This is a genomic window from Pseudoalteromonas prydzensis, assembly GCF_001661495.1.
Classification (GTDB): Bacteria; Pseudomonadota; Gammaproteobacteria; order Enterobacterales; family Alteromonadaceae; genus Pseudoalteromonas; species Pseudoalteromonas prydzensis.
The window spans coordinates 172,799-195,413 of the sequence record NZ_BDDT01000007.1; the positions used below are offsets into that span (position 1 = coordinate 172,799).

The 22,615-nt window shown below is 42.5% G+C and carries 18 protein-coding genes; 14 read left to right on the forward strand and 4 right to left on the reverse strand.

All coding sequences use genetic code 11. The features are described from left to right. The first annotated feature begins 144 nt into the window (after nucleotides 1–144). The 13 genes from thrA to A7968_RS14525 all read left to right on the forward strand — a co-directional run bounded on the left by thrA (nucleotide 145) and on the right by A7968_RS14525 (nucleotide 15,914). Nucleotides 145–2,562: a bifunctional aspartate kinase/homoserine dehydrogenase I gene (gene thrA, locus A7968_RS14465; protein ID WP_064667283.1), complete on the forward strand. Its 2,418-nt coding sequence runs from the start codon at nucleotides 145–147 to the stop codon at nucleotides 2,560–2,562. Nucleotides 2,563–2,571: 9 nt separating this feature from the next. After that, on the forward strand, nucleotides 2,572–3,498 hold the full coding sequence (thrB, locus tag A7968_RS14470) for a homoserine kinase (protein WP_064667284.1): 927 nt from the start codon (nucleotides 2,572–2,574) through the stop codon (nucleotides 3,496–3,498). Between the two features lie 18 nt (nucleotides 3,499–3,516). Then, complete coding sequence (gene thrC, locus A7968_RS14475; RefSeq protein ID WP_064667285.1) at nucleotides 3,517–4,800, forward strand: threonine synthase; 1,284 nt, start codon at nucleotides 3,517–3,519, stop codon at nucleotides 4,798–4,800. A 736-nt stretch (nucleotides 4,801–5,536) separates the two neighbouring features. Beyond that, a complete protein-coding gene (gene glyA / locus A7968_RS14480; protein ID WP_064667286.1) occupies nucleotides 5,537–6,793 on the forward strand; it encodes a serine hydroxymethyltransferase in 1,257 nt (418 codons plus the stop codon). A gap of 103 nt (nucleotides 6,794–6,896) precedes the next feature. Further along, nucleotides 6,897–7,346 carry a transcriptional regulator NrdR gene (nrdR, locus tag A7968_RS14485; RefSeq protein WP_016708083.1) on the forward strand — a complete coding sequence of 150 codons (450 nt, stop codon included), beginning with the start codon at nucleotides 6,897–6,899 and terminating at the stop codon, nucleotides 7,344–7,346. A 1-nt stretch (nucleotide 7,347) separates the two neighbouring features. Beyond that, nucleotides 7,348–8,484: a bifunctional diaminohydroxyphosphoribosylaminopyrimidine deaminase/5-amino-6-(5-phosphoribosylamino)uracil reductase RibD gene (gene ribD, locus A7968_RS14490; RefSeq protein WP_064667287.1), complete on the forward strand. Its 1,137-nt coding sequence runs from the start codon at nucleotides 7,348–7,350 to the stop codon at nucleotides 8,482–8,484. 25 nt (nucleotides 8,485–8,509) lie between these two features. Next, nucleotides 8,510–9,163 carry a riboflavin synthase gene (locus tag A7968_RS14495; RefSeq protein WP_064667288.1) on the forward strand — a complete coding sequence of 218 codons (654 nt, stop codon included), beginning with the start codon at nucleotides 8,510–8,512 and terminating at the stop codon, nucleotides 9,161–9,163. Between the two features lie 29 nt (nucleotides 9,164–9,192). Then, nucleotides 9,193–10,305: a bifunctional 3,4-dihydroxy-2-butanone-4-phosphate synthase/GTP cyclohydrolase II gene (ribBA, locus tag A7968_RS14500; protein WP_064667289.1), complete on the forward strand. Its 1,113-nt coding sequence runs from the start codon at nucleotides 9,193–9,195 to the stop codon at nucleotides 10,303–10,305. Between the two features lie 101 nt (nucleotides 10,306–10,406). Then, nucleotides 10,407–10,871, forward strand: coding sequence for a 6,7-dimethyl-8-ribityllumazine synthase (gene ribH / locus A7968_RS14505; protein WP_064667290.1), 465 nt, complete (start codon nucleotides 10,407–10,409; stop codon nucleotides 10,869–10,871). Nucleotides 10,872–10,886: 15 nt separating this feature from the next. Beyond that, complete coding sequence (gene nusB, locus A7968_RS14510) at nucleotides 10,887–11,297, forward strand: transcription antitermination factor NusB (protein ID WP_054206152.1); 411 nt, start codon at nucleotides 10,887–10,889, stop codon at nucleotides 11,295–11,297. Nucleotides 11,298–11,341: 44 nt separating this feature from the next. Next, nucleotides 11,342–12,316 (forward strand): thiamine-phosphate kinase, encoded by a 975-nt coding sequence (gene thiL / locus A7968_RS14515; RefSeq protein WP_064667291.1) that lies wholly within the window; start codon nucleotides 11,342–11,344, stop codon nucleotides 12,314–12,316. Continuing rightward, nucleotides 12,313–12,798 carry a phosphatidylglycerophosphatase A family protein gene (locus tag A7968_RS14520; RefSeq protein WP_016708076.1) on the forward strand — a complete coding sequence of 162 codons (486 nt, stop codon included), beginning with the start codon at nucleotides 12,313–12,315 and terminating at the stop codon, nucleotides 12,796–12,798. The genes thiL and A7968_RS14520 overlap by 4 nt, the downstream gene beginning before the upstream one ends. A gap of 29 nt (nucleotides 12,799–12,827) precedes the next feature. Beyond that, on the forward strand, nucleotides 12,828–15,914 hold the full coding sequence (locus A7968_RS14525; protein ID WP_064667292.1) for a ligand-binding sensor domain-containing diguanylate cyclase: 3,087 nt from the start codon (nucleotides 12,828–12,830) through the stop codon (nucleotides 15,912–15,914). Nucleotides 15,915–16,003: 89 nt separating this feature from the next. Here A7968_RS14525 and A7968_RS14530 read toward each other — a convergent pair whose 3' ends face one another. The 4 genes from A7968_RS14530 to A7968_RS14545 form a co-directional block, all read right to left on the reverse strand. Continuing rightward, nucleotides 16,004–18,175, reverse strand: a complete 2,172-nt coding sequence (locus A7968_RS14530) for a YncE family protein (RefSeq protein ID WP_371850150.1) — start codon at nucleotides 18,173–18,175, stop codon at nucleotides 16,004–16,006. Nucleotides 18,176–18,441: 266 nt separating this feature from the next. Continuing rightward, nucleotides 18,442–20,307, reverse strand: a complete 1,866-nt coding sequence (gene dxs / locus A7968_RS14535; protein WP_064667293.1) for a 1-deoxy-D-xylulose-5-phosphate synthase — start codon at nucleotides 20,305–20,307, stop codon at nucleotides 18,442–18,444. A 104-nt stretch (nucleotides 20,308–20,411) separates the two neighbouring features. After that, on the reverse strand, nucleotides 20,412–21,299 hold the full coding sequence (gene ispA / locus A7968_RS14540; RefSeq protein WP_064667294.1) for a (2E,6E)-farnesyl diphosphate synthase: 888 nt from the start codon (nucleotides 21,297–21,299) through the stop codon (nucleotides 20,412–20,414). Nucleotides 21,300–21,302: 3 nt separating this feature from the next. Further along, a complete protein-coding gene (locus tag A7968_RS14545; protein ID WP_064667295.1) occupies nucleotides 21,303–21,545 on the reverse strand; it encodes an exodeoxyribonuclease VII small subunit in 243 nt (80 codons plus the stop codon). 301 nt (nucleotides 21,546–21,846) lie between these two features. Here A7968_RS14545 and pomA point away from each other — a divergent pair, with 301 nt between their 5' ends. After that, nucleotides 21,847–22,614 (forward strand): flagellar motor protein PomA, encoded by a 768-nt coding sequence (gene pomA / locus A7968_RS14550; RefSeq protein WP_064667296.1) that lies wholly within the window; start codon nucleotides 21,847–21,849, stop codon nucleotides 22,612–22,614. Nucleotide 22,615: the final 1 nt, after the last annotated feature.

Sequence of the window (22,615 nt, forward strand, 5' to 3'; positions counted from 1 at the left end):
AACAAATAATCACGTATTGACCATTATTATTACAACCACCATTCTAACTGGATAGTGGCATAGGTCGGTGCAACAAATTTAAAGGCCTGTGTTCACTAAGAACACAGGCCTTTTTTCGTTTTATGGGATGAGGAAACATAAAAAATGCGCGTATTAAAATTTGGCGGGTCGTCGCTTGCCGACTTTGCATGTTTACAACAGGTAGCTCAGTTAGTTAAAGCACAATTAAAAGATGAAATGTTATTGGTGTTATCAGCGCCCGGTGGCATGACCGATTCACTGGTCGCTTTAGCAAGTGCGGCAGAGCTGGGACTTGATTATAGCGAACAATGGGATGCACTCGTTACCCGTTGCGAAAGTTTAAAAGCGGCTGTTGCCGCTGACTTTGGAGAAGTACAGAACTGGCCTGATCTAAATGAACTGCAAAATAAATTAGCGGGGGTTAAGTTAATCCAATGTTGTCCAGATCAAGTACGCGCTTATGTGATTAGCTTTGGTGAACGTGTTAGCGTATCACTAATGCAATGCTTATTAAGTTCACACAACGCCCGTTACCTTGAAGCCACAGATTGCATCGCATCAACAGGTGGTTATATTGATGCTGAAGCTGATTTAGCAGCAAGTAAAATTCGTTTTCAAGCTGCCTTAAAAGCCAACCCAGCTACTATTTATATCATGCCAGGTTTTACAGCCAGCAACGAACAAGGGCAACTAACTACTTTAGGTCGTAATGGTTCTGACTATTCAGCTGCAATCGCGGCAGCGTGTTTAGAAGCGCAAGTGTGCCAAATTTGGACGGATGTTGACGGTGTGTACAGTGCCGATCCGCGTTATATTAAAAAAGCCACTAAAGTAGATTTCTTATCATATAAAGAAGCAATGGAGCTGTCTTACTTTGGCGCGAAAGTGTTGCACCCTAAAACAATTCTACCCTGCGCTAAAGCGGGTGTGCCATGTGAAATTAAAAATACCCATAACCCAGATGCACAAGGCTCATTGATCAGTAATGAAAATGTGTCATCGGAGCCGGTAAAAGCCTTATCTAGCCTGCAAAACCTTGCCATGCTAACGGTGTCTGGCCCGGGTATGAAAGGCAAAGTTGGGATGGCATCGAAGGTATTTAATGCCCTTGCTCACGATAACGTATCTATCGTTTTAATTACTCAATCGTCATGCGAATTTAGTATTAGCTTTTGTGTTCATGAATCAGATTTACCGCTTGCCCTTGAAGCGTTGCAAAGTGCTTTTGAACTTGAATCGCAAGCTGGTTTAATTGAGCCGGTGCATGTGCAACGCAACTTAGCAATTGTAACCCTAGTTGGTGATAATATGCGTGCTCACAAAGGCTTAGCGGCTAAGTTTTTTGCATCCCTCGCACAAGCACAAGTTAACATTGTTGCAATCGCGCAAGATTCAACAGAAAGTGCAATTTCAGCAGTGATTGATGGCGAGTTGTGCAACGATGCGGTTAAAGTGTGTCACGAAAACTTCTTTACTCATATTCCGTCAATTGATGTGTTTTTATTAGGCTGCGGTTTAGTTGGCCAAGAACTAATTCAACAATTAGAGCGTCAACAAACATGGCTTGAAAAGCGTAACATCAAACTAAACTTGTACGGTGTGGCTAATTCTCGTCAGTTACACTTGGATAGTGAAGGCATTGCCTTTGATGATTGGCAACAAAAGTTAGCATTATCAGAGCAAGCTTTTGATTTAAAACTGGTTGAGCAATTTGTTAAACAAAACCATTTGATCAACCCTGTGTTAGTTGATTGTACGTCTTCAGATGCTTTAGCCGCGCAATATGTTGACTTTTTGAATGCAGGCTTTCATGTTGTTGCAGCAAATAAAAAAGCCAATACTAGCTCGTATCCATATTACCAAGAACTAATTGCCGCAACGCAAAAGAACAACCGTAAGTTTTTATATGAAACTAACGTGGGTGCCGGTCTGCCTGTTATTGATAACTTACAGTCACTATTTGGTGCAGGCGATGAGTTACTTGAATTCAGCGGTATTTTATCCGGTTCACTGTCGTATATGTTTGGTGCACTACAAGATGGCTTGTCATTATCAGAAGCCACTATTAAAGCCAAAGAAAGTGGCTTTACAGAGCCGGATCCCCGTGATGATTTATCGGGCACCGACGTGGCTCGTAAGCTATTAATTATTGCCCGTGAAGCCGGGTTGAAATTAGAGCTTAGCGATATCGAAGTTGAATCAGTACTGCCTGCGGGTTTTGCTGAAGGTGATGATGTTGCTGAATTTATGGCGAAACTACCAAGTTTAGATGCCGCCTTTAACGACCGCATTCAAAGTGCTGCTAGTGAAGGGAAAGTACTTCGTTATGTAGGTACAATCAAAGCTGGTCACTGTAAAGTTGGCATTGAAGCAGTTGATGCGACACACGCACTTTCAGTTATTCGTGATGGCGAGAACGCATTGGCAATATTGAGTGAATACTACCAGCCACGTCCATTCGTTATTCGTGGTTATGGTGCAGGCTCTGCGGTTACAGCAGCAGGTGTATTTGCTGATATTTTAAAAACACTATCGCGCTAGGAGAGAGCTATGATTGAAGTATATGCTCCGGCTTCTATTGGTAACTTTGCAGTAGGCTTTGATGCACTTGGCGCAGCACTTGCGCCAATTGACGGCACATTATTAGGTGACGTTGTGGCGGTAACTGCCGCGGCGACTGATGAGTTTGTTTGCTCAGGCGACTATGCACATAAATTGCCTAGTGATGCTAGTGAAAATCTCGCTTATCAGTGCCTTGTGCATTTTCGTGAACAGGTTGCGCCAACCATGCCAAGCGTAAAATTGGAACTGAAAAAGAATTTACCAATTGGTTCTGGTTTGGGGTCAAGTGCTTGCTCTGTAGTAGCAACATTTGCAGCCTTGGATAAATTTGCTGGTACACAGTTAAGTCAAGTGCAACTGATTGAGTTGATGGCAGATTTTGAAGCGATTGTCAGTGGTGGTCGTCATTACGATAACATCACGCCGTGTTATTTAGGTGGCTTACAGTTAACGGGTGACTTAATTCCAAATAAATCAATTGCCTTACCGGTTGATGAAAGTTGGTACTATGTGGCGGCTTTCCCTGGTTTCTCACTGAACACAGCTAAAGCACGTTCTGTGTTACCAAAACAACTCAGCATGCATGCCAGTGTTGAATTTGCGCAGCGCTTATCAGCGTTTAGTACTTTATTGTTAACTAGTCGCTTTGATGAAGCACTCTCCATTATGAGTGATGAAATCGCAGAGCCGCATCGTGCTCCCTTGATCAATGGTTTTAGTGAAGCAAAAGCGGCATTACCAGAGCTTGGCGCTGAAATTGTCAGTATCTCAGGTGCTGGGCCTACTTTATTTACCGTGTGTAAAACCCTTGCAGCAGCGCAGCAATGCGCGCAGTGGCTTGAACAAAACTATATTAATGAGCAGGGCTTTTGCCATATTTGCAAGCTCGATAACGCCGGCACGCGTCAGTTATAAGAATTTAAGGAATTAATAATGCAATTACATAATCTAAAAGATGATTCACAAAAAGTGTCGTTTGTTGAAGCGGTTAAAACAGGGCTTGGGCGCAATCAAGGGGTATTCTTTCCCGAGTCACTTGCACCTATTGCTGATATTGACGCATTGCTGGAAATGGACTTTGTTACTCGTAGCAGCAAGATATTATCGCACTTAATTGGTGATGAGCTGCCAGCGGATACTGTTGCACAGATGGTGCAAAATGCGTTTAACTTCCCTGTAAAACTAGTTGAAGTTGAAAAGAACATTTATTGTTTAGAGTTGTTTCATGGTCCAACGCTGGCGTTTAAAGACTTTGGTGGGCGCTTTATGGCTGAGTGCTTGGCGCAATTTAGCCAAGGTGAAAAAACCACAATCCTAACCGCAACCTCAGGGGACACTGGCGCAGCGGTTGCCCATGCCTTTTATAATAAGCCCAATATCGATGTGGTTATCCTGTATCCAAAGGGAAAAATCTCACTAGCGCAGCAAAAACTGTTCACAACACTGGGTAATAACATCCATTGTTATGCGGTTGACGGCAGCTTTGATGATTGCCAAGCGATGGTTAAAAATGCTTTTTTAGATGATGAAGTTAAATCGCGCTTAGGGTTAAATTCAGCAAATTCAATTAATATCAGTCGCTTAGTTGCACAGGTGTGTTATTACTTTGAAGCTATCGCACAACTGCCAAAAGCGCAACGTGCTAATGCACATATCTCAGTCCCAAGTGGTAACTTTGGTAATGTGTGCGCGGCGATGATTGGTGCGGTAATTGGTTTACCTGTGGGGAAATTAAGCGCAACAACGAATCAAAATGATACAGTGCCACGCTTTATGCTGGATAAAAACTGGGCGCCAAATGCCACAATTGAGTCACTGTCAAATGCGATGGATGTGAGTAAACCTAATAATTGGCCCCGTGTACAAACCATGCTCGATAACAATTGGTTTAATTATGATGATTTTTATTCAACTAGCGTCAATGAAAATGACACGCAAGCAGTGATGAAAAAAATTCAACAAACCGGTTATGTGGCTGAACCGCATACAGCGATTGCTTATCAGGGCCTTAAAGCTAACTTAGCTACTGATTCAGCAGGTATTTTCTTAGCTACAGCACACCCTGCGAAGTTCAAAGAGAGTGTCGAAGAGATACTTGATATTGAACTTGAAATGCCAAAACCATTAGCGGATGCCTTAGCTAAAACATGTTTGGCTGAAGATATTAATAATGACTACACTGTATTGCGCGACATTTTATTAGCTAAATTAGGTTAACATTTACTTGCGTAGTTAAGCTTATAAAATGAGCGGTGTGATGACATTTCATCACACCGCTTTTTTATGTGTTGAGCGTTAATAGATGAAAATTTATTTATATCAATGCGTGAGAGCGGCGATTTAAAATACGTAAAAATAAAATTAATAGCCCACAACAACAGAGCATCACGCCAGCGGGGTAAATAAATTTATAGGGTATCCAGTGGATTAAAAGTATGCCCGCGATGAACAAAAAAACGGTTTAAATTCATAATAGTAAAAGTGTTTGTTAGCACGGATACGATTTACTTGACGATCTTTTCGCCGCGCATTTGAGCGAAGCCGCCAAATATTGGCACCATTAAAAAATAACAATACACCTAGTATAGTTGGCAATAAGGCACTGGAAGCGACCACGCAGAAGCTTCCAAACACGATGTAAAAATAAGGAATTGATTCGTAGATAGGTTTAGCGAGCATAATAAATTAGAGTATCATCCATGATCATATTTCATACAATACTAGTGTGAAAGTGCAAAAGTGCAATGATTGGAAATATTAAAAATATAAATGCTGAGTGTTGTGCTCATTAGTTTTTATTATGTTTTGATAAAAAAATATCATTACAAAAGCACTGTGAATTAAATTCAATCCCTGTTTAAATATGTTCATCTTTACACCATAGGCAAATTGACGTTTTCAGCGTATAATTCAGCCTTTAAAAAATACCATACACGTTGCCCTAGGAGCCCCCATGTTAGAACGTAGCATGAATATTTCGGATTTTGATCCAGAGTTATTTGACGCAATCAACAAAGAGACTGCTCGTCAAGAAGAACACATTGAGCTAATTGCATCTGAAAACTACTGTAGCCCACGCGTACTTGAAGCGCAGGGATCACAGTTAACTAATAAATATGCTGAAGGTTACCCAGGCAAGCGTTACTACGGTGGTTGTGAGCACGTTGACGTTGTTGAACAATTAGCGATTGACCGTGCCAATGAATTATTTGGATCAGATTACGCAAACGTTCAGCCACATGCGGGTTCGCAAGCGAATGCAGCTGTTTTCTTAGCACTTTTAGATGCGGGCGACACTGTACTAGGCATGAGCTTAGCGCATGGTGGTCACTTAACGCATGGTTCACATGTAAGCTTCTCTGGTAAGCTTTACAATGCAATCCAATATGGGCTTGACGAAGCGACAGGCGAAATTGATTACGCACAAGTTGAAGCGCTTGCTCTTGAGCACAAACCAAAAATGATCATCGGTGGTTTTTCAGCATACTCAGGTATTGTTGATTGGGCTAAATTCCGTGAAATCGCTGATAAAGTAGGTGCTTACCTGTTTGTTGATATGGCTCACGTTGCGGGTCTTATTGCTGCTGGCGTATACCCAAGCCCAGTACCTCATGCACATGTTGTTACTACAACAACGCATAAAACATTAGCGGGTCCTCGTGGTGGTTTAATCATCTCTGCATGTGGCGACGAAGCGATTTACAAAAAGCTAAACAGCGCTGTATTCCCTGGCGGCCAAGGTGGTCCTTTATGCCATATCATTGCAGCAAAAGCAGTAGCATTTAAAGAAGCATTACAACCTGAGTTTAAAGTGTACCAAACACAAGTTGTTAAAAATGCCCAGGCTATGGTTGCTGTAATGCAAGAGCGCGGCTACAAAATTGTTTCTGACAAAACAGAAAACCACTTGTTCTTACTTGATTTAATCGATAAAGACATCACTGGTAAAGACGCTGATGCAGCATTAGGTAATGCTAATATCACTGTTAACAAAAACTCAGTGCCAAATGATCCGCGTTCACCGTTTGTGACGTCTGGCTTACGTATTGGTTCTCCTGCAATCACGCGTCGTGGTTTTAAAGAAGCAGAATCAAAAGAGCTTGCTGGCTGGATCTGTGACGTACTAGACAACATCAATGATGAGTCTGTACAGGCACAAGTAAAAGAGAAAGTTAAAGCAATCTGTAAAAAATTACCAGTTTACGCTTAATTGTTAAGCTGACAGTAATTTAGATCACAATAGCGTTGTTTTTTGCTATTATAAAGGCCGCTTAAAAGCGGCCTTTTTTGTTTTTTAACGGAAGCTAATACTTATGCATTGTCCATTTTGCACCGCAAAAGATACCAAAGTGATTGACTCGCGCCTTGTTGGCGGTGGTCACCAAGTAAGACGTCGTCGTGAATGTAATGAATGCCATGAACGCTTTACTACCTTTGAAGGGGCAGAGCTTGTAATGCCAAGAGTGATCAAACAAGATGGCAGCCGTGAACCGTTTAATGAAGACAAACTGCTTAATGGTCTTCATCGCGCATTAGAAAAGCGCCCCGTCAGTACAGAACAAGTTGATGAAGTAGTTAATATCATCAAATCGCAATTACGTGCCACAGGTGAGCGGGAAATTTCCAGTCACCTGATTGGCGAATGCATCATGGAAGCGCTGAAAAAACTCGATAAAGTAGCGTATGTCCGTTTTGCTTCAGTGTATCGCTCATTTGAAGATATCCGCGAATTTGGTGAGGAAATCGCCCGTTTGGGAGAATAATATGCACCCAACGCAATTTACTGAATACGATAAAATTTATATGGCGCGCGCGATTGAGCTTGCCAAACAAGGGCGTTTTACCACGACACCTAACCCTAATGTGGGCTGTGTGCTGGTAAAAGATAATATTATTGTTGGCGAAGGTTTTCATCAAGTTGCTGGCCAAGGTCATGCTGAAGTTAATGCACTAATGATGGCTGGCACACAAGCAAAAGGCGCAACCGCCTACGTTACCTTGGAGCCATGCAGCCATTTTGGTCGCACCCCCCCTTGTGCAGAAGGCTTAAAAGCCGCAGGGGTAGCAAAAGTGATTGCGGCCATGGTTGATCCCAATCCACAAGTAGCAGGTAAAGGCTTAGCCATTTTAGCCGATGCAGGGATTGAGGTTGCATCCGGTTTACTAGAGCCTCAAGCTCGCTTGTTAAACCGTGGTTTTTTAAAGCGTATGGAACAGGGAATGCCGTTTGTTACCTGTAAAATGGCGGCAAGTCTCGATGGTAAAACCGCGCTTAAAAACGGGCAGAGTAAGTGGATTACGGGCACTGCAGCTCGTCAAGATGTGCAATTACAGCGTGCGCAAAGCTGCGCGATTTTAACGGGGGCAGACACAGTATTAATTGATGATGCAAAACTCAATGTGCGTGTTGATGAATTACCTGAACCATTACCGACTCAATTACCGGTTCGCCAGCCTGTGCGTATTATTATCGATTCACAAAATCGTTTAACGCCAGATTTTGCCTTATTTAGTATCGCAAGCGAGATAATAATTATCACCACTGAGCTTGATAAATCAGTGTCATGGCCGCATTACGTAACTCATCTTGTAGTGCCCGAAAAAGATAATAAAGTTGATTTAAAGGCCGCATTACAACAGTTGGCACAACAGCTGCAGTTTAATCATATTTGGCTAGAAGCAGGGGCAACCTTAGCAGGTAAAATGGCGGAATATAATTTAATCGATGAGTATATTGTCTACCTTGCGCCGAAATTGTTAGGAAATGATGGTAAAAGCTTACTAAACTTTGCGGAACTGACCTCTATGCAAGAGGCGATTGATTTAACTATAAACGAATGTGTACCGATTGGTGATGATATTCGTATTACTGCAATACCACGTTTAGTTGCATTGCCTTAACCAAATTATTTAAAGAGTAACGACTATGTTTACTGGGATCATTGAAGCGACTGGCACGATCAGCGAATTACAGCAAAAACAAGGCGACTTAGCTATTCGCATTCAAAGTAATAACCTTGATATGGCGGATGTCAATTTAGGTGACAGCATTGCAACCAACGGTGTGTGTTTAACCGTAGTAGCAAAGCACAGCGATGGTTTTAGCGCTGACTTATCTAATGAAACGATTGGTTTGACAGGCTTCGCACATTATAAACAAGGGCAAAAAGTAAACCTTGAAAAAGCCATGCAACCGGTGTCTCGCCTCGGTGGGCATTTAGTGTCTGGTCATGTTGATGGTATTGCGACAATCACCGCAATCACACCTAATGCCCGCGCCGTTGAATATTGGCTCAGCACCGATGCACAATTGATGAAATACATTCCTTATAAAGGTTCAGTGTGTATTGATGGCATTAGCTTAACGGTCAATGCTGTAGACGCTAATACCTTTAAACTGACCATTGTGCCACACACCAGTGAGCAAACGACTATAGCCGATTTTAAAGTTGGCACACAAGTGAACTTAGAAGTCGATCAAATAGCCCGCTATTTAGAGCGCTTGATCAAAGGCGCAGAGCAACCAGCAAGTTCAGATATTTCAATGAGCTTATTAGCTCAAGCTGGCTTTATAAAGTAAAAATACTCCACAACTTATACGAGCAGATTATGAATTTACACAGCGCACAAGAAATTATTGATGACATTAAAGCCGGTAAAATGGTTATTTTGATGGACGATGAAGACAGAGAAAATGAAGGCGATTTAATTATTGCCGCGGAACATATTAGTGCTGAAGCAATCAATTTTATGGCAACGCACGGTCGTGGTCTGATCTGCTTAACGATGACCCAAGAGCGTTGTGAGCAACTAGACTTACCACTGATGGTGAAAAATAACGGCGCTGCTTTTTCAACTAACTTCACTATGTCCATTGAAGCTTCTAAAGGGGTGACTACCGGTATTTCTGCAGCCGATCGTGCGCGTACAGTGCAAGCGGCTATTGCCAAAGGTGCAGTACCAAGCGATATCGTGCAACCTGGGCATATTTTTCCAATTATGGCACAACCAGGTGGGGTGTTAACTCGTGCAGGGCATACAGAAGCGGGTTGTGATTTAGCGCGTTTAGCAGGATTAGAGCCATCATCAGTGATCGTAGAAATTCTCAATGCCGATGGCACAATGGCGCGTCGTCCTGATTTAGAAGTGTTTGCTGAGCAACATAATATTAAAATCGGCACCATTGCTGATCTTATTGAATACCGCAATATAAATGAAACGACTATTGAACAAGTGGCCAAGTGTAAGTTGCCAACTGTGCATGGTGAGTTTGATTTAGTAACTTATAAAGATACCATCGATGGTCAACTGCACTACGCGCTATTAAATGGTGAAGTGAAAGCGAGTGAACCAACCTTAGTACGTGTTCACTTACAAAGTACCTTTAACGATATTTTATTATCAGATCGCAGTGCCGACAGAAGCTGGGGTTTATCTGATGCAATGGCGTATATCGCAAAACACCAAGGGGTGTTAGTGATCCTTGGCAAACAAGAGTGCACCGATGAACTAGAAGCAACGGTTAAAGCCTTTGCGGCCGAAGACGCTGGTGAGACGGTAGCGCATCGTAAATTCCAAGGTACATCGCGCACTGTGGGTGTTGGCTCACAAATTTTGGCTGACTTAGGCATAGAAAAAATGCGCTTAATGAGCCTGCCTAAAAAGTACCATGCATTATCAGGCTTCCACCTAGAAGTGGTTGACTACGTAGAGCCACAATAAGCACGACGCTTAAACTAGGCTATTATTTTATTTATATGGTATGATGCGCAGCAATTTTTGCGCAATCGCAACCGCTTGAACTTATTTTTTAGGGTTATCGAATGAAAATTATTGAAGGTAATAAATACGCTCCGGGCAAGAAATTCGCTATCGTAATCTCTCGCTTTAACGACTTTATTGGTAGTAGCCTTTTAGCCGGTGCTGTTGATGAATTGAAACGTACTGGTGGTGTATCAGATGATGATATTACTGTAGTTTATGTACCAGGTGCGGTTGAATTACCTTTAGCAGCGAAACGCGTTGCAGCAAAAAAACAGTATGATGCAATTATCGCTTTAGGCGTAGTGATCAGAGGTGGTACGCCACACTTTGATCTGGTCGCGGGCGAATCGAATAAAGGCTTAGCGCAAGTGTCGCTTGAGTATGATATCCCAGTTGCATTTGGCGTATTAACCACAGAAAGCATTGAGCAAGCAATTGAACGCGCGGGCACTAAAATGGGCAACAAAGGCGGCGAAGCTGCTTTAGGTGCACTTGAAATGGTTAATGTGTTAGATAAAATTTAAGTTTAAGGAATTTTTGTGAAACCAGCAGCAAGACGTAAAGCACGTATCTTAGCACTTCAAGCCGTTTATTCTTGGCAATTAAGTGGCAATGCAATTGCCGATATTGAACAACAAATGTTGATCGAAAACGATGTAACTAAAATTGATGTTGAATACTTTAAAGATCTTTCGCGTGGTGTTGCTATAAATCATAAGCAACTAGACGAAGCCGTATCGCCACATTTAACTCGTCCATTTGATGAGTTAGACCAAGTTGAACGCGCGATTTTACGTTTAAGCAGCTATGAGCTGAAATTCCGTGAAGATGTACCATATAAAGTGGCTATCAATGAAGGTATTGAGCTTGCTAAAATTTTTGGCGCAGAAGATAGCCATAAATTTGTTAATGGTGTACTTGATAAAGCGGTAAAGCATTTACGCAAGTAATGTAACCGTAAAAGGAGAGCCGGCATAGGCCGGCTTTTTTGTGTATGAAGGAATTTGAATTAATCAATCGCTACTTTAAAGGTCGCGGTATTAGTCGCCGTGATGTTAATTTAGGGATTGGTGATGATTGTGCTCTGGTTACTGTACCAGAGAATTGCCAATTAGCCGTTACGACAGACACACTTGTGGCAGGCGTGCACTTTTTTGATGATATTGCACCGCGCGCTTTAGGTCATCGTGCCTTGGCGGTAAATTTAAGTGATTTAGCGGCAATGGGGGCTGAGCCCACATGGATTTCGGTGGCGTTGACCTTACCGAGTATTGACGTTGAGTGGCTTGAAGAGTTTACCGAGGGCATGCATGAAATTGCCGAATACTTTAATGTGCAAATTATTGGTGGTGATACCACGCAAGGCCCGTTGACTATTACTATTTGTGCAAAAGGCACTGTGCCGCAAGGCAAAGCTCTACGCCGTAGCGGTGCTAAAGTAGGCGACTGGGTTTATGTCACTGGGCCACTTGGCGATGCTGGTCTTGCCATTGAAGCACGTAAACAAGGGATTAAAATTGCTCCTGAGTATTTAAGTTATGTTAATCAGCGATTTGATTATCCGACACCGCGCGTTGCTGCAGGACAAGTGTTGCGTGGCTTAGCATCGGCGGCTATTGATATCTCTGATGGACTAGTAGCAGATTTAGGTCATGTATTGGCAATGTCTCAAGTGAGTGCCTGTATTGATGTCAATAAAATACCAACCTCAGATGCAATGCGTGCTACTTTAGATGCAAATCAGCAACTGCCTTTTATCCTCAATTATGGGGATGACTATGAGTTACTCTTTACTGTGCCTGATAGTAATAAAAGTATGTTGGAAGTGAAATTACAGCAGTATGGGGTCGATGCCGCCTGTATTGGTCAAATAAAAAGTGGTGAAGGGCAAATCGAGCTGATGCTTGATGGCGAAAAGCTTGCGTATGAACATACGGGCTTCGAGCACTTCGCCAAGGAGTCGGTTTGAATAAACCCGCGTTATTTAATTTAAAACGCCCTCATCAATTTTTTGGTTTGGGTTTTGGTTTAGGGCTAGCGCCAAAAGCACCGGGTACATTTGGTACATTTGCAGCACTGCCTTTTATTTTTACTACTATGTATTTCCCACTGTGGTTGCAAATAGTGTTTGCTGTGGTGATCAGTGTTTTTGGTCTTTGGGCATGTGGTAAAACCGCCGATGATCTTGGCGTCCATGACCATCCTGCTATTGTGTGGGACGAAGTGGCCGGATTTTACATTACTATGATTGGTGCTGCGATCAGTTGGCAATCTTTATTGGTTGGTTTTGTACTGTTTCGCTTTTTTGATATCGTTAAACCTGGCCCTATTCGAATACTTGATAAACGCCTGCACGGTGGCTTAGGTATTATGGCTGATGATGTTTTAGCGGGTATTTTTTCATTAATTTGTGTTCAGGCATTGTTTAAAATGGGTTATTTGCCCTTTTAACCTTAGTTTTGCAACGAGGTATTGACGTTATGATGCGGTTTTTATTGGTTATTATTGTGCTGTTATGCAGTATGCCAAGTAAGGCGTCAATTACCGACTATGTTGTACAGCAATGGAACATGCAAAATGGCTTACCTTCGCAATCACTGAAAAGTGTTGTGCAGGATGAGCAAGGCTATATGTGGCTGGGCACTCAGTTTGGCCTCAGCCGATTTGATGGTAATACATTCACCAATTACAACACCTTAAATAGTGACTTTTTGCCCAGTAATGGCATCAATAAGCTGTTGATTGATAGCCAAGGCTATTTATGGGTTGGTACTAAAGATGGCCTTGTGGTGATAGATCCAACCACAATGGCAGCGCAAGAATTCACGGTGAAAGGCCCTGTACGGGATATTATAGAAGATGCGAAAGGCAGTCTTTGGGTTGCTGCCAACGGCTTATATTTTGTATCTCGCAATCAAATCAACCTCAGTATAAATAATGGCTCATATGTACCTGTGGTAACAGCCAGTTCAGTAAAGCAAATTGTTGGTACTGTCAGTCAGCTGGCATTATCGCCAGAAGGCATTTGGCTGGTAAACGAACGCTACTTGCTGCGCTTAACTAATTCTTCTTCTGATTTTGCCAAGTTACGCTTAGAGCTGACTGCAAAAATATCGCTCCCAGAACGCTTAGCACAAACCATTATTCATGATTTAGCCTGGCTTGAAGGTAATTTATATTTAGCGTCAGAACTCGGTGCTTACTTTTTAGATTTAGATGATGAGCTAAGACCTTTCCCGCTGCCCAATGCCAATAACTCTGCGGTCTATAAATTTATGAGTGACTCCAACGGAGCATTGTGGATTTCGACCTATGGGCGTTTATTATTTCGTGATAACTCAGGTGATTGGCAATGGGTTGAACCTAGCCAGCTTGACCAAAGTATTTGGTTTGCCGATTTATTTCGCGATAATGATAATAACATTTGGCTAGCCAGTTTTAGTGAAGGCTTATGGCTTGCCCACGAAGGGCGTATTGAGCGCCACTCTGCTATATCGCAAATGACCGAGGCGGTAATGGCAATTAGCCAAGCTCCAGATGGGCGATTGTGGGTGGCAAACCGCAGTGGGGTGGGCTATTTTGATCTCAATAAAAACTTCATTAATCAAATACCAAGTAATCAATATGGCCGTGCTGCTGTGCATGATCTCCAGTTTGATGGCTCGCGCTTATATATCGCTACCGGTCGTGGAGTGTTTTTTTATGAAAATAACACCTTATTCGCAGTTCCAGGGCGTGCCTTAAAAGATAATCCGGTGTTCGCAATTAGCCGCTCTAGCAAAGGCGGGTTTTGGCTTGGTACAGGAAGGGGAATGTATCGACTGAGCTATGGAGGTTTAACCCCGTTTGCATATAACGCATTTTTAGGTAGTAAGTTTATTACCTACGTTGTTGATGAAGCAAATTTTGGCCTAATTGGTACCAGTAAAGGGGCTTACTATTTTACTGATCGTGGCATAGAAAAAATTGGCGATCAAACTAGTCTTGAAAGTGCTTATGTTACCAGCATTCTAAACATTGAAGGCGTTGGTATCTTGATCGGCTCATTAAATGACGGTTTGTTTTATCGCAGTGGGCAAGGATATTGGCGTCAGTTAGATGCAACCAACGGGTTACCTTATGGATCAATTTTCAGTTTACGCTACGATGAAAAGCTAAAGCGAATTTGGGTGAGTACCATGAAAGGTGTTTACCGCATGCCAGTTGAGCAATTTAGTGGCGATATTGAAAGTTTAAAAGTAGAGCAAGTAATTTCATCTTATGATCGCCAGCTGGATGGTAAAGCGAGCCAATGTTGTACTGGTTTAGGTCATGATGCTGTGGCTGAGTCGGGTAACTCAATCTGGTACCCAAGCTTACAAGGTGTGGTAGAAATCCCCAAAGACATTGAGTTATTTGGTATTAAACCATTAAAACCCAAAGTTGAGAGTTTAAATACAGGGCTACGTAAACTTGCTACAGCGGCGCTAGGACGTAACCCAGAGTTAGAAATTGATGAGCGTGATATCACCCTAAAATACACGGCAATTGACTATTATGCGCCAACCAGTATTGAATTTCGTTATCGCTTAAGTGGCCTCGACAGTGATTGGCGTTATGCTAATACTCGTCGCGAAGCTATTTATACTAATTTACCGCCGGGGGCATTTTTATTCCAGCTTGAAGCTAAACGCCAAGGTGAAGGTTGGCAAAAGGCGCAACGTACAGAATATTCATTTGTGGTACCAAGACGTTTCGATGAGACAATTTACTTTAGACTGCTTATTACCAGCAGCTTTATTTTGTTATTTTATTTGGTGTTCTGGGCATTTAGAAAGCAAGAGCGTCGTAAACAAACCGCACTAGAAAGCCTGATCACAGAGCGTACCGGTGAGCTACGTCAAGCGAATGATAAACTTAACCAAGTTAACTCGCAGCTTAAATTAATGAGTCACTCTGATGAGCTGACAGGACTTCGTAGTCGGCGTTTCTTATTTGATCAATTACCAAAAGATATCGAGCATTTCCAGCGTAACTCGCAATCATTACAAGCGCAGGGTAAATCCTTAATACTGTTAATTATTAATTTTGATAATTTTAGCCGTATTAATGATGCCCATGGGCCGATTGGAGGGGATAGTTGTTTGCAGCAAATGGCCGCATTACTTAACTCACGTACTCAGGGCTCAGATTATGTAGCGCGTTGGAGTGGTGATGAGTTTTTATTACTATTACGTGACTTTAAACGCAGTGCTATCGATAGCTATGTTGCTGAGCTTTGTAAAGTCATAGCGCAGCACACATTCAAACTACCTAGTGGCGATAATATTAATTTAACCGCATCAATTGGTTTTTCATTTTATCCATTACCGTTATTAGGCGGTCAAGTGATAGGTTGGGAAACATCGGTGAACTTAGCCGATATCGCACTGCATCAAGTGAAAAAACGCGGCGGCGATGGTGTAGCCAATATCACCTTTGATGAACAGCTAGATGCCTTTGAATTTGAACAAACTAATAATGTTGAGCAGCAGCTGAGTGTATTGCAAGCTAATGGTTTAGCCGATATTAAAGTTTGGATGCGCTAATTAAACCCGATAATAAGAAATGCCTTAACGCTTGACGTTAAGGCATTGGGAGGCCAACTAAAGGCAGTTAAATTAACTGTCCTTGATGGTTAGCGGTTTAGCCAAGTTGGTAAGATAGCCACTGATTCCGGGGCTGTGAACGAGTAGCTTAAGTTGGCGGCAATATCACCACCGGGGCTGTTTAAAATATTGTCAAACCGCATTACTAAACCATTTGATTTCTCGGCAACATAAAGGTGATTACCAGTAAACATAATATCGACTGGGTTACCAAGCATGGTTGCCGGGCCTGCGATATTGACACTGACATTACTCAAGCCTGAGCTAGTACCGGCATTATTTAAGACAAAGATTTTACCATCAGTGGCGTCTGCTGCACTGCCTACATCTGAGACAATTAACGAATCACTTAGCGGATCATAATCGATACCATGAATATTGCTTGGAGCTGGGAACGCAGCGCCTGCGGTTGCTGGTGTGATCAGGCGATCTTCGCCTGTAATTGTGCTCATACCGGCCATGAGTTTACTTTTTACTTCATCAAACACGGCAATGGTGCCATTGGTTAATGCAACAAATGCTCGGTCAGTGGCGACATCGTAATCAACATCCCAAGGGCGCGCGCTATTACTTGCTGTGAGTGTGATGAGAGGGCTTGCATCTCCTGTCGTACAGGTTGAAAATACCACAATACTCGGTGTAGTCGCATTATTCTCAGCAACAAAAATTAAGCCACTGTCAGAGGCTACATCCAGGCCTTTTGGTGAAATTAAACCTGTATTTGCACCACTAATAATAGAGTCTTGGCTTAGTGTAAATACTTCCCCATCGCGATGCATAGCAACTTTGTTGGAAATGACAATACCACCTGTTGAAGTTGTGCTGTTGTCAAAGGTGGTATAGCTATTACCAGCCTTATCAAAGGTCACGCTTTCGATTGTTTGACTGGCATTGTAGCTGCCCAATTCGCTGGTAAGTGGTGCATTGAGACGTGATATTTGCCCAGTTGTTGGACCTGCAGCACCTGGATTGCTACTGACTGCAATACCCATTAATGGCATATTAGCTAGGTAACTGTCTGATACGTCTGCCATGTCATTATGCATGACTGTTTCAGTGATTGATTCTGGCTTAATCGTCGCAGTAACGCTATCTGGGCTGATATCGCCGCTGGCACCTGAAAAAATATTACTGAATACCAGTACTGCATCATTTGATTTTTCTGCGACACGTAAGTCGCTGCCAGTTAAGCTAATATCTACAGGGTTACCAAGCATACTTGCTGGGCCTGCAATACTGCGTGCTACTGTGGTGTTGCCATCTGCAAGTGATGCATTGTTGATCACAAATAATGCACCATCAGTTGCATCACTGGCACTACCGACATCAGAAAGCACTAATTTATTGGTGTTAGCATCATAAACAATACCATGAATGTTTACTGATATTTTCTCGCCAGCTGCATTGCTAGGGGTAATGGTGCGTGTCGGCATGGCCATAAAGCCGCCATCAACATAGTTGTCATAGACAGTAACGTCACCATTGGTTAACGCCACATATAAGCGGTCATTGGTATCATCATAAGTAACATCCCATGGCTTTGCATCTGTTACTGTACTTGCCAAAGGTGCTGCATCACCAGCGGCCGTGGCGCCAAAAACAGTGATCTGCATAGCATTAAAGTCAGCGGCAAAAATAAGTCCACGTTTAGTAGATACATGAATACCTTTAGGATTGACTAAAGTGGTGTTACTGCCAGTAATAGTGCGGTCACGGTTGCTATCGAACATTGTGCCATCTTCGCGACTCAATACTTGGCAAACAGTACTAAGAGCACCATTGCCGGAATCACTGGCTTGGATCAAATTGCCTAAGCTATCAAATGCGACCCCTTCATTGGCACCACTATTAAATGTTTTTAATTTCGCAGCATTTTGGTCAATTAGATCGATAGTGCCAGCATTATCAGCACCATTATTTGCTAAGATAAAAGTGGCAGCTGCAAAACCCGTAGCGCCATCAACGCCATCAACTCCATCAGTACCGTCGCTGCCGTCTGAACCATCAGCACCGTCTGTTCCGTTAGAGCCAGCAACCCCCGCAGTGCCTTGTATACCCGCTGTACCATCGCTACCATCGTCACCATCACAGCCGCTTAAACTAAACAAAATTGCTAAAGTAAGTGCTGATAAGCAAAGTTTACTTGTCATCGATTGAGCGTGAATAGATTGTGTTGTTGCGCCTGATTTGAACGTTTTCATAATTTGTACCTTCTTAAATATTCCATCAAATGTGAACATACAAAGAGTTTTGCTTAAAACAGCTTATATAAAAGCGTGAACGCTTTGCTCACGAGTTAACCTCAGTGAATAAACGTGACAGGGGAATAATTGGATGCAAGAAAATGAAAAACAATTAAAGTTTTTTATAGTGATTTGATTTTAAAGTAATAATAAAAAAGGAGCGTATGCTCCTTTTATATTATTTCAACTGACGTTGCTCAAGTGTTTACTCGCTACAGCGTAGTTTAGTCTGCTATAAAGTTTTTAATACTATCGAGTATGCCTTGCGAGCCTAAGCCCATCTCATCGTGCATTTGCTCTTGTGTACCATGCTTGATGAATTCATCTGGTATACCTAAATTTAGGATGCTGACATTTGCTTTTATAGCTGCTAGATACTCATTAACGGCAGAGCCTGCGCCACCAACAATAGCATTATCTTCAAGTGTGATAATAACATCATGATCAACTAATAAGTTGTCGATTAACGCGCTATCTAGTGGCTTCACAAAACGCATATCGACGAGTGTAGCGTTGAGCTCTTTTGCAGCCAGTTGCGCATTATCAAGCAAGGTACCAAACGATAATATAGCGATTTTAACACCTTGCTTAATTACACGGCCTTTGCCGATTTCAAGCTTGGTCATTTGCTCGCTTACTTCTGTCGTTCCAGCACTACCGCGAGGGTAGCGTACAGCGACAGGTTGGTTACACTGGTAGCCTGTGTAAAGCATTTGGCGGCATTCATTAGTATCACTTGGCGCCATGATGATCATATTTGGAATGCAGCGCATAAAACTTAAATCGTAAGCGCCTTGATGGGTTTCACCATCGGCACCTACAATACCTGCACGGTCAATAGCAAATAATACCGGTAAGTTTTGCAGTGCAACATCGTGAATGAGCTGATCATACGCGCGTTGTAAAAAGCTGGAATAAATCGCCACAACAGGTTTTAAGCCTTCACAAGCGAAACCTGCTGCTAGAGTAACGGCATGTTGCTCGGCAATGGCAACATCAAAGTACTGTTCAGGATACTCTTTTGAAAAACGTACCATGCCAGAGCCTTCACGCATGGCTGGGGTAATGGCCATCAGTTTGTCATCCTGGCTTGCCATATCACACAGCCAGTCACCAAATACTTTAGAAAAAGTCGCAGCTCCCGGTGTTGATTTTGGCAAACTTGAAATCGCAGGATCGAACTTTGGAACGCCGTGATAACCAATCGGATCGGCTTCTGCAGGTTTGTAGCCTTTGCCTTTTTGGGTTTTGATATGCAGTAACTGCGGGCCTTTTAAATTACGCATATTACGTAATGTATCTACCAACATGTTCACATCATGGCCGTCGATTGGGCCGATATAGTTCAAGCCTAACTCTTCAAAAAAAGTGCCTGGAATAACCATACCTTTTAAGTGTTCTTCCATGCGACTTGCTAACTCTTTTACAGGGGGAACACCAGAAAGTAGCTTTTTACTGCCTTCGCGAATGTTTGTGTAAAAACTGCCTGATAAAATACGCGCAAAGTGGTTAGTGAGTGCCCCCACGTTTTCTGAAATCGACATTTCGTTATCATTTAAAATGATTAACATGTCTGATTTTACATCACCTAAGTGATTCATTGCTTCAAATGCCATACCTGCGGTGATCGCACCATCGCCAATAACCGCGACTGTTTTGCGTCCCTTGCCTTCTTTTTGCGCCGCAATAGACATGCCCAATGCCGCAGAAATCGAGGTGCTTGAGTGACCGACACTAAAGGTATCGTATTGGCTTTCTTCACGAAATGGGAAAGGGTGCAGGCCATCTTTTTGGCGAATAGTGTGCATTTGGTCGCGACGACCCGTTAATATTTTATGCGGGTAAGCTTGATGGCCTACATCCCACACTAAACGGTCTTCAGGAGTATTGTAAACATAATGCAATGCAACAGTCAGCTCTACAGTGCCTAAGCCTGATGCAAGGTGACCACTGCTTTGCGACACTGAGTTAAGTAAATAATCACGCAGCTCATTGCTAAATGCAGGTAATTTTTGTTGCGCTAAATCACGCAGTTGGGCTGGTTCGTCAACCAAACCTAATAATGGATACTTGCTACTATCAAGTGTCATGATTTTTAATACATCCTTCGCTAACCAGACGTTATTATAACGCAATGTTACTCTGGTTTTTTAGTTATTTTGTACATCATTATCAGCTCAATCTGAAGCTGCAATTAATAATCGCGTTCTACAATATATTTTGCTAAATTTTCAAGTTCTGTAGTGTCGGCATTTATTGCAGCTAAAGCATGCAGTGCTTGTTCAAGTAAGTGTTGTGCTTTTTGTTTTGCACCAGTCAGTCCAAGTAACGCCGGGTAGGTTGCTTTATTGGCTGCAACATCGGAACCTTGTGGTTTTCCTAGTACTTGTGTATCGCCTTCGACATCTAAGATATCGTCTTGTACTTGAAAAGCCAGTCCAATTGCATCACCAAAGCGCTTTAATTGTAATAATGTATGTTGATCGATATCTGTTGCACATAATGCCCCTAAGGTAATTGCGCAGTTTAGTAAAGCACCGGTTTTTAGCTTATGAATACGCTCAAGCTCAACAAGCGTCACCTCGGTGTTTGTTGCGGCAATATCCAAAGCTTGGCCACCCACCATACCTTCAATGCCAGATGCTTTACTGAGTGTTGCGATCATTTTTAGCTGCTGTTGCGCAGGGACGTTAAATGCATGATTGGCAATTAAATCGAACGCCAGTGTTTGCAGCGCATCGCCCGCTAAAATTGCATGAGCTTCACCATAAACAATGTGGCAAGTCGGTCTACCACGGCGCAAATCATCATCATCCATAGCAGGTAAGTCATCATGGACTAACGAATAACTATGAATACATTCTATTGCGGCGGCCAATACATCTAAATCCTGATGCTTTGCCCCTAGCATTCTGCCTGTAGCGTACACCAAAAATGGTCGTAGGCGTTTCCCGCCGTTTAAAACACTATAATGAGTCGCCAGTTTGATACTTTGCTCGGTATCCAGAGGTTGCTCAAAATACCGATTGAGAGTGGCTTCAACATCACGTTGAGCGCATTTAATTTGTTCTGTTATTAGCACTCGTTATTCCAAATCATTTTCAAAGTTAGTAAGCGGTGACTGACTATCATTACCCATCAAAATAGCGACTTTTTGTTCTGCTTGTTGCAACTTGCTAGATGATGCACCAGCCAAAGCGATGCCGCGTTCAAATTGTTTTAACGATTGTTCAAGCGAAAGTTCACCTTGCTCCATTTCTGTGACGATTAAGGATAATTCTTCAAGCGCTTGCTCAAAGCTTAGGTTCTCTGGTTTTTTAGTCGCCATAGTGGATTCAACTTAGATGATAGAAATGTGAGGCCAATTTTAGGGGGAATGCTAAACTAGGTCAAAGGCTGATGCATTTTTTTTGCATAATAAACTATATTCTTGTCACAGATTAAATGCTTTTACTCAGATTTATGCCTTGCAGGTTAAGCATGGTAGATTAAAATGCCAATTAGCGCTAAACGTTTCATTTCATTTTTTTCAGTAAATGGTTTAAGTAATTCAATACATTGCCGATAAGCAGTTAATAATAAAAATTTGCTGCCAGGGCAGTAAAGCATGAGTTCCTTTGGAGGGGTAAGTGGATTTAGCAACCATTATAGGTATTCTCGGCGCTATTGGCTTGATTGTCATGTCCATGTTTTTGAGTAGCAGCGGCGAAGTAGCGATGTTTTACAATACTCCGTCTGTGGTGATTGTATTTGGTGGTTCGATTTTTATCGTGTTATCAAACTATACAATGGGCCAGTTCTTTGGCATTGGTAAAGTGGCTGCCAAAGCGTTTATGTTTAAAATTGAATCCCCAGAAGAACTTATCGAAAAAGCAGTTGAACTTGCTGATTCAGCACGTAAAGGGGGATTTTTAGCACTCGAAGAAGCCGAAATACCAAATGCATTTATGCGCAAGGGGGTCGACATGCTTGTCGATGGCCATGACGCGGATGTGGTTAGAGCGACGCTGCAAAAAGATATTGCCCTTACTTCTACTCGTCATGAATCGGGAGCTGGCTTATTTAAAGCGCTTGCCGATATTGCACCGGCGATGGGGATGATTGGTACTCTCATCGGCCTTGTGGCCATGCTATCCAATATGGATGACCCGAAAGCGATTGGACCTGCCATGGCGGTCGCGCTTTTAACCACTTTATACGGAGCATTTTTGGCCAACGTGGTTGCAATACCAATTCAGGTCAAGTTAGAGCTGCGTAAAGACGAAGAAGCCATGAACCAGCGTTTGATCTTAGATGCTGTACTAGGTATTCAGGATGGTCAAAATCCAAAAGTTATCGAAGGTATTTTGAAAAACTACCTCGCTGAATCAAAACGAAAAGTGGATACTGAGGAGTAAG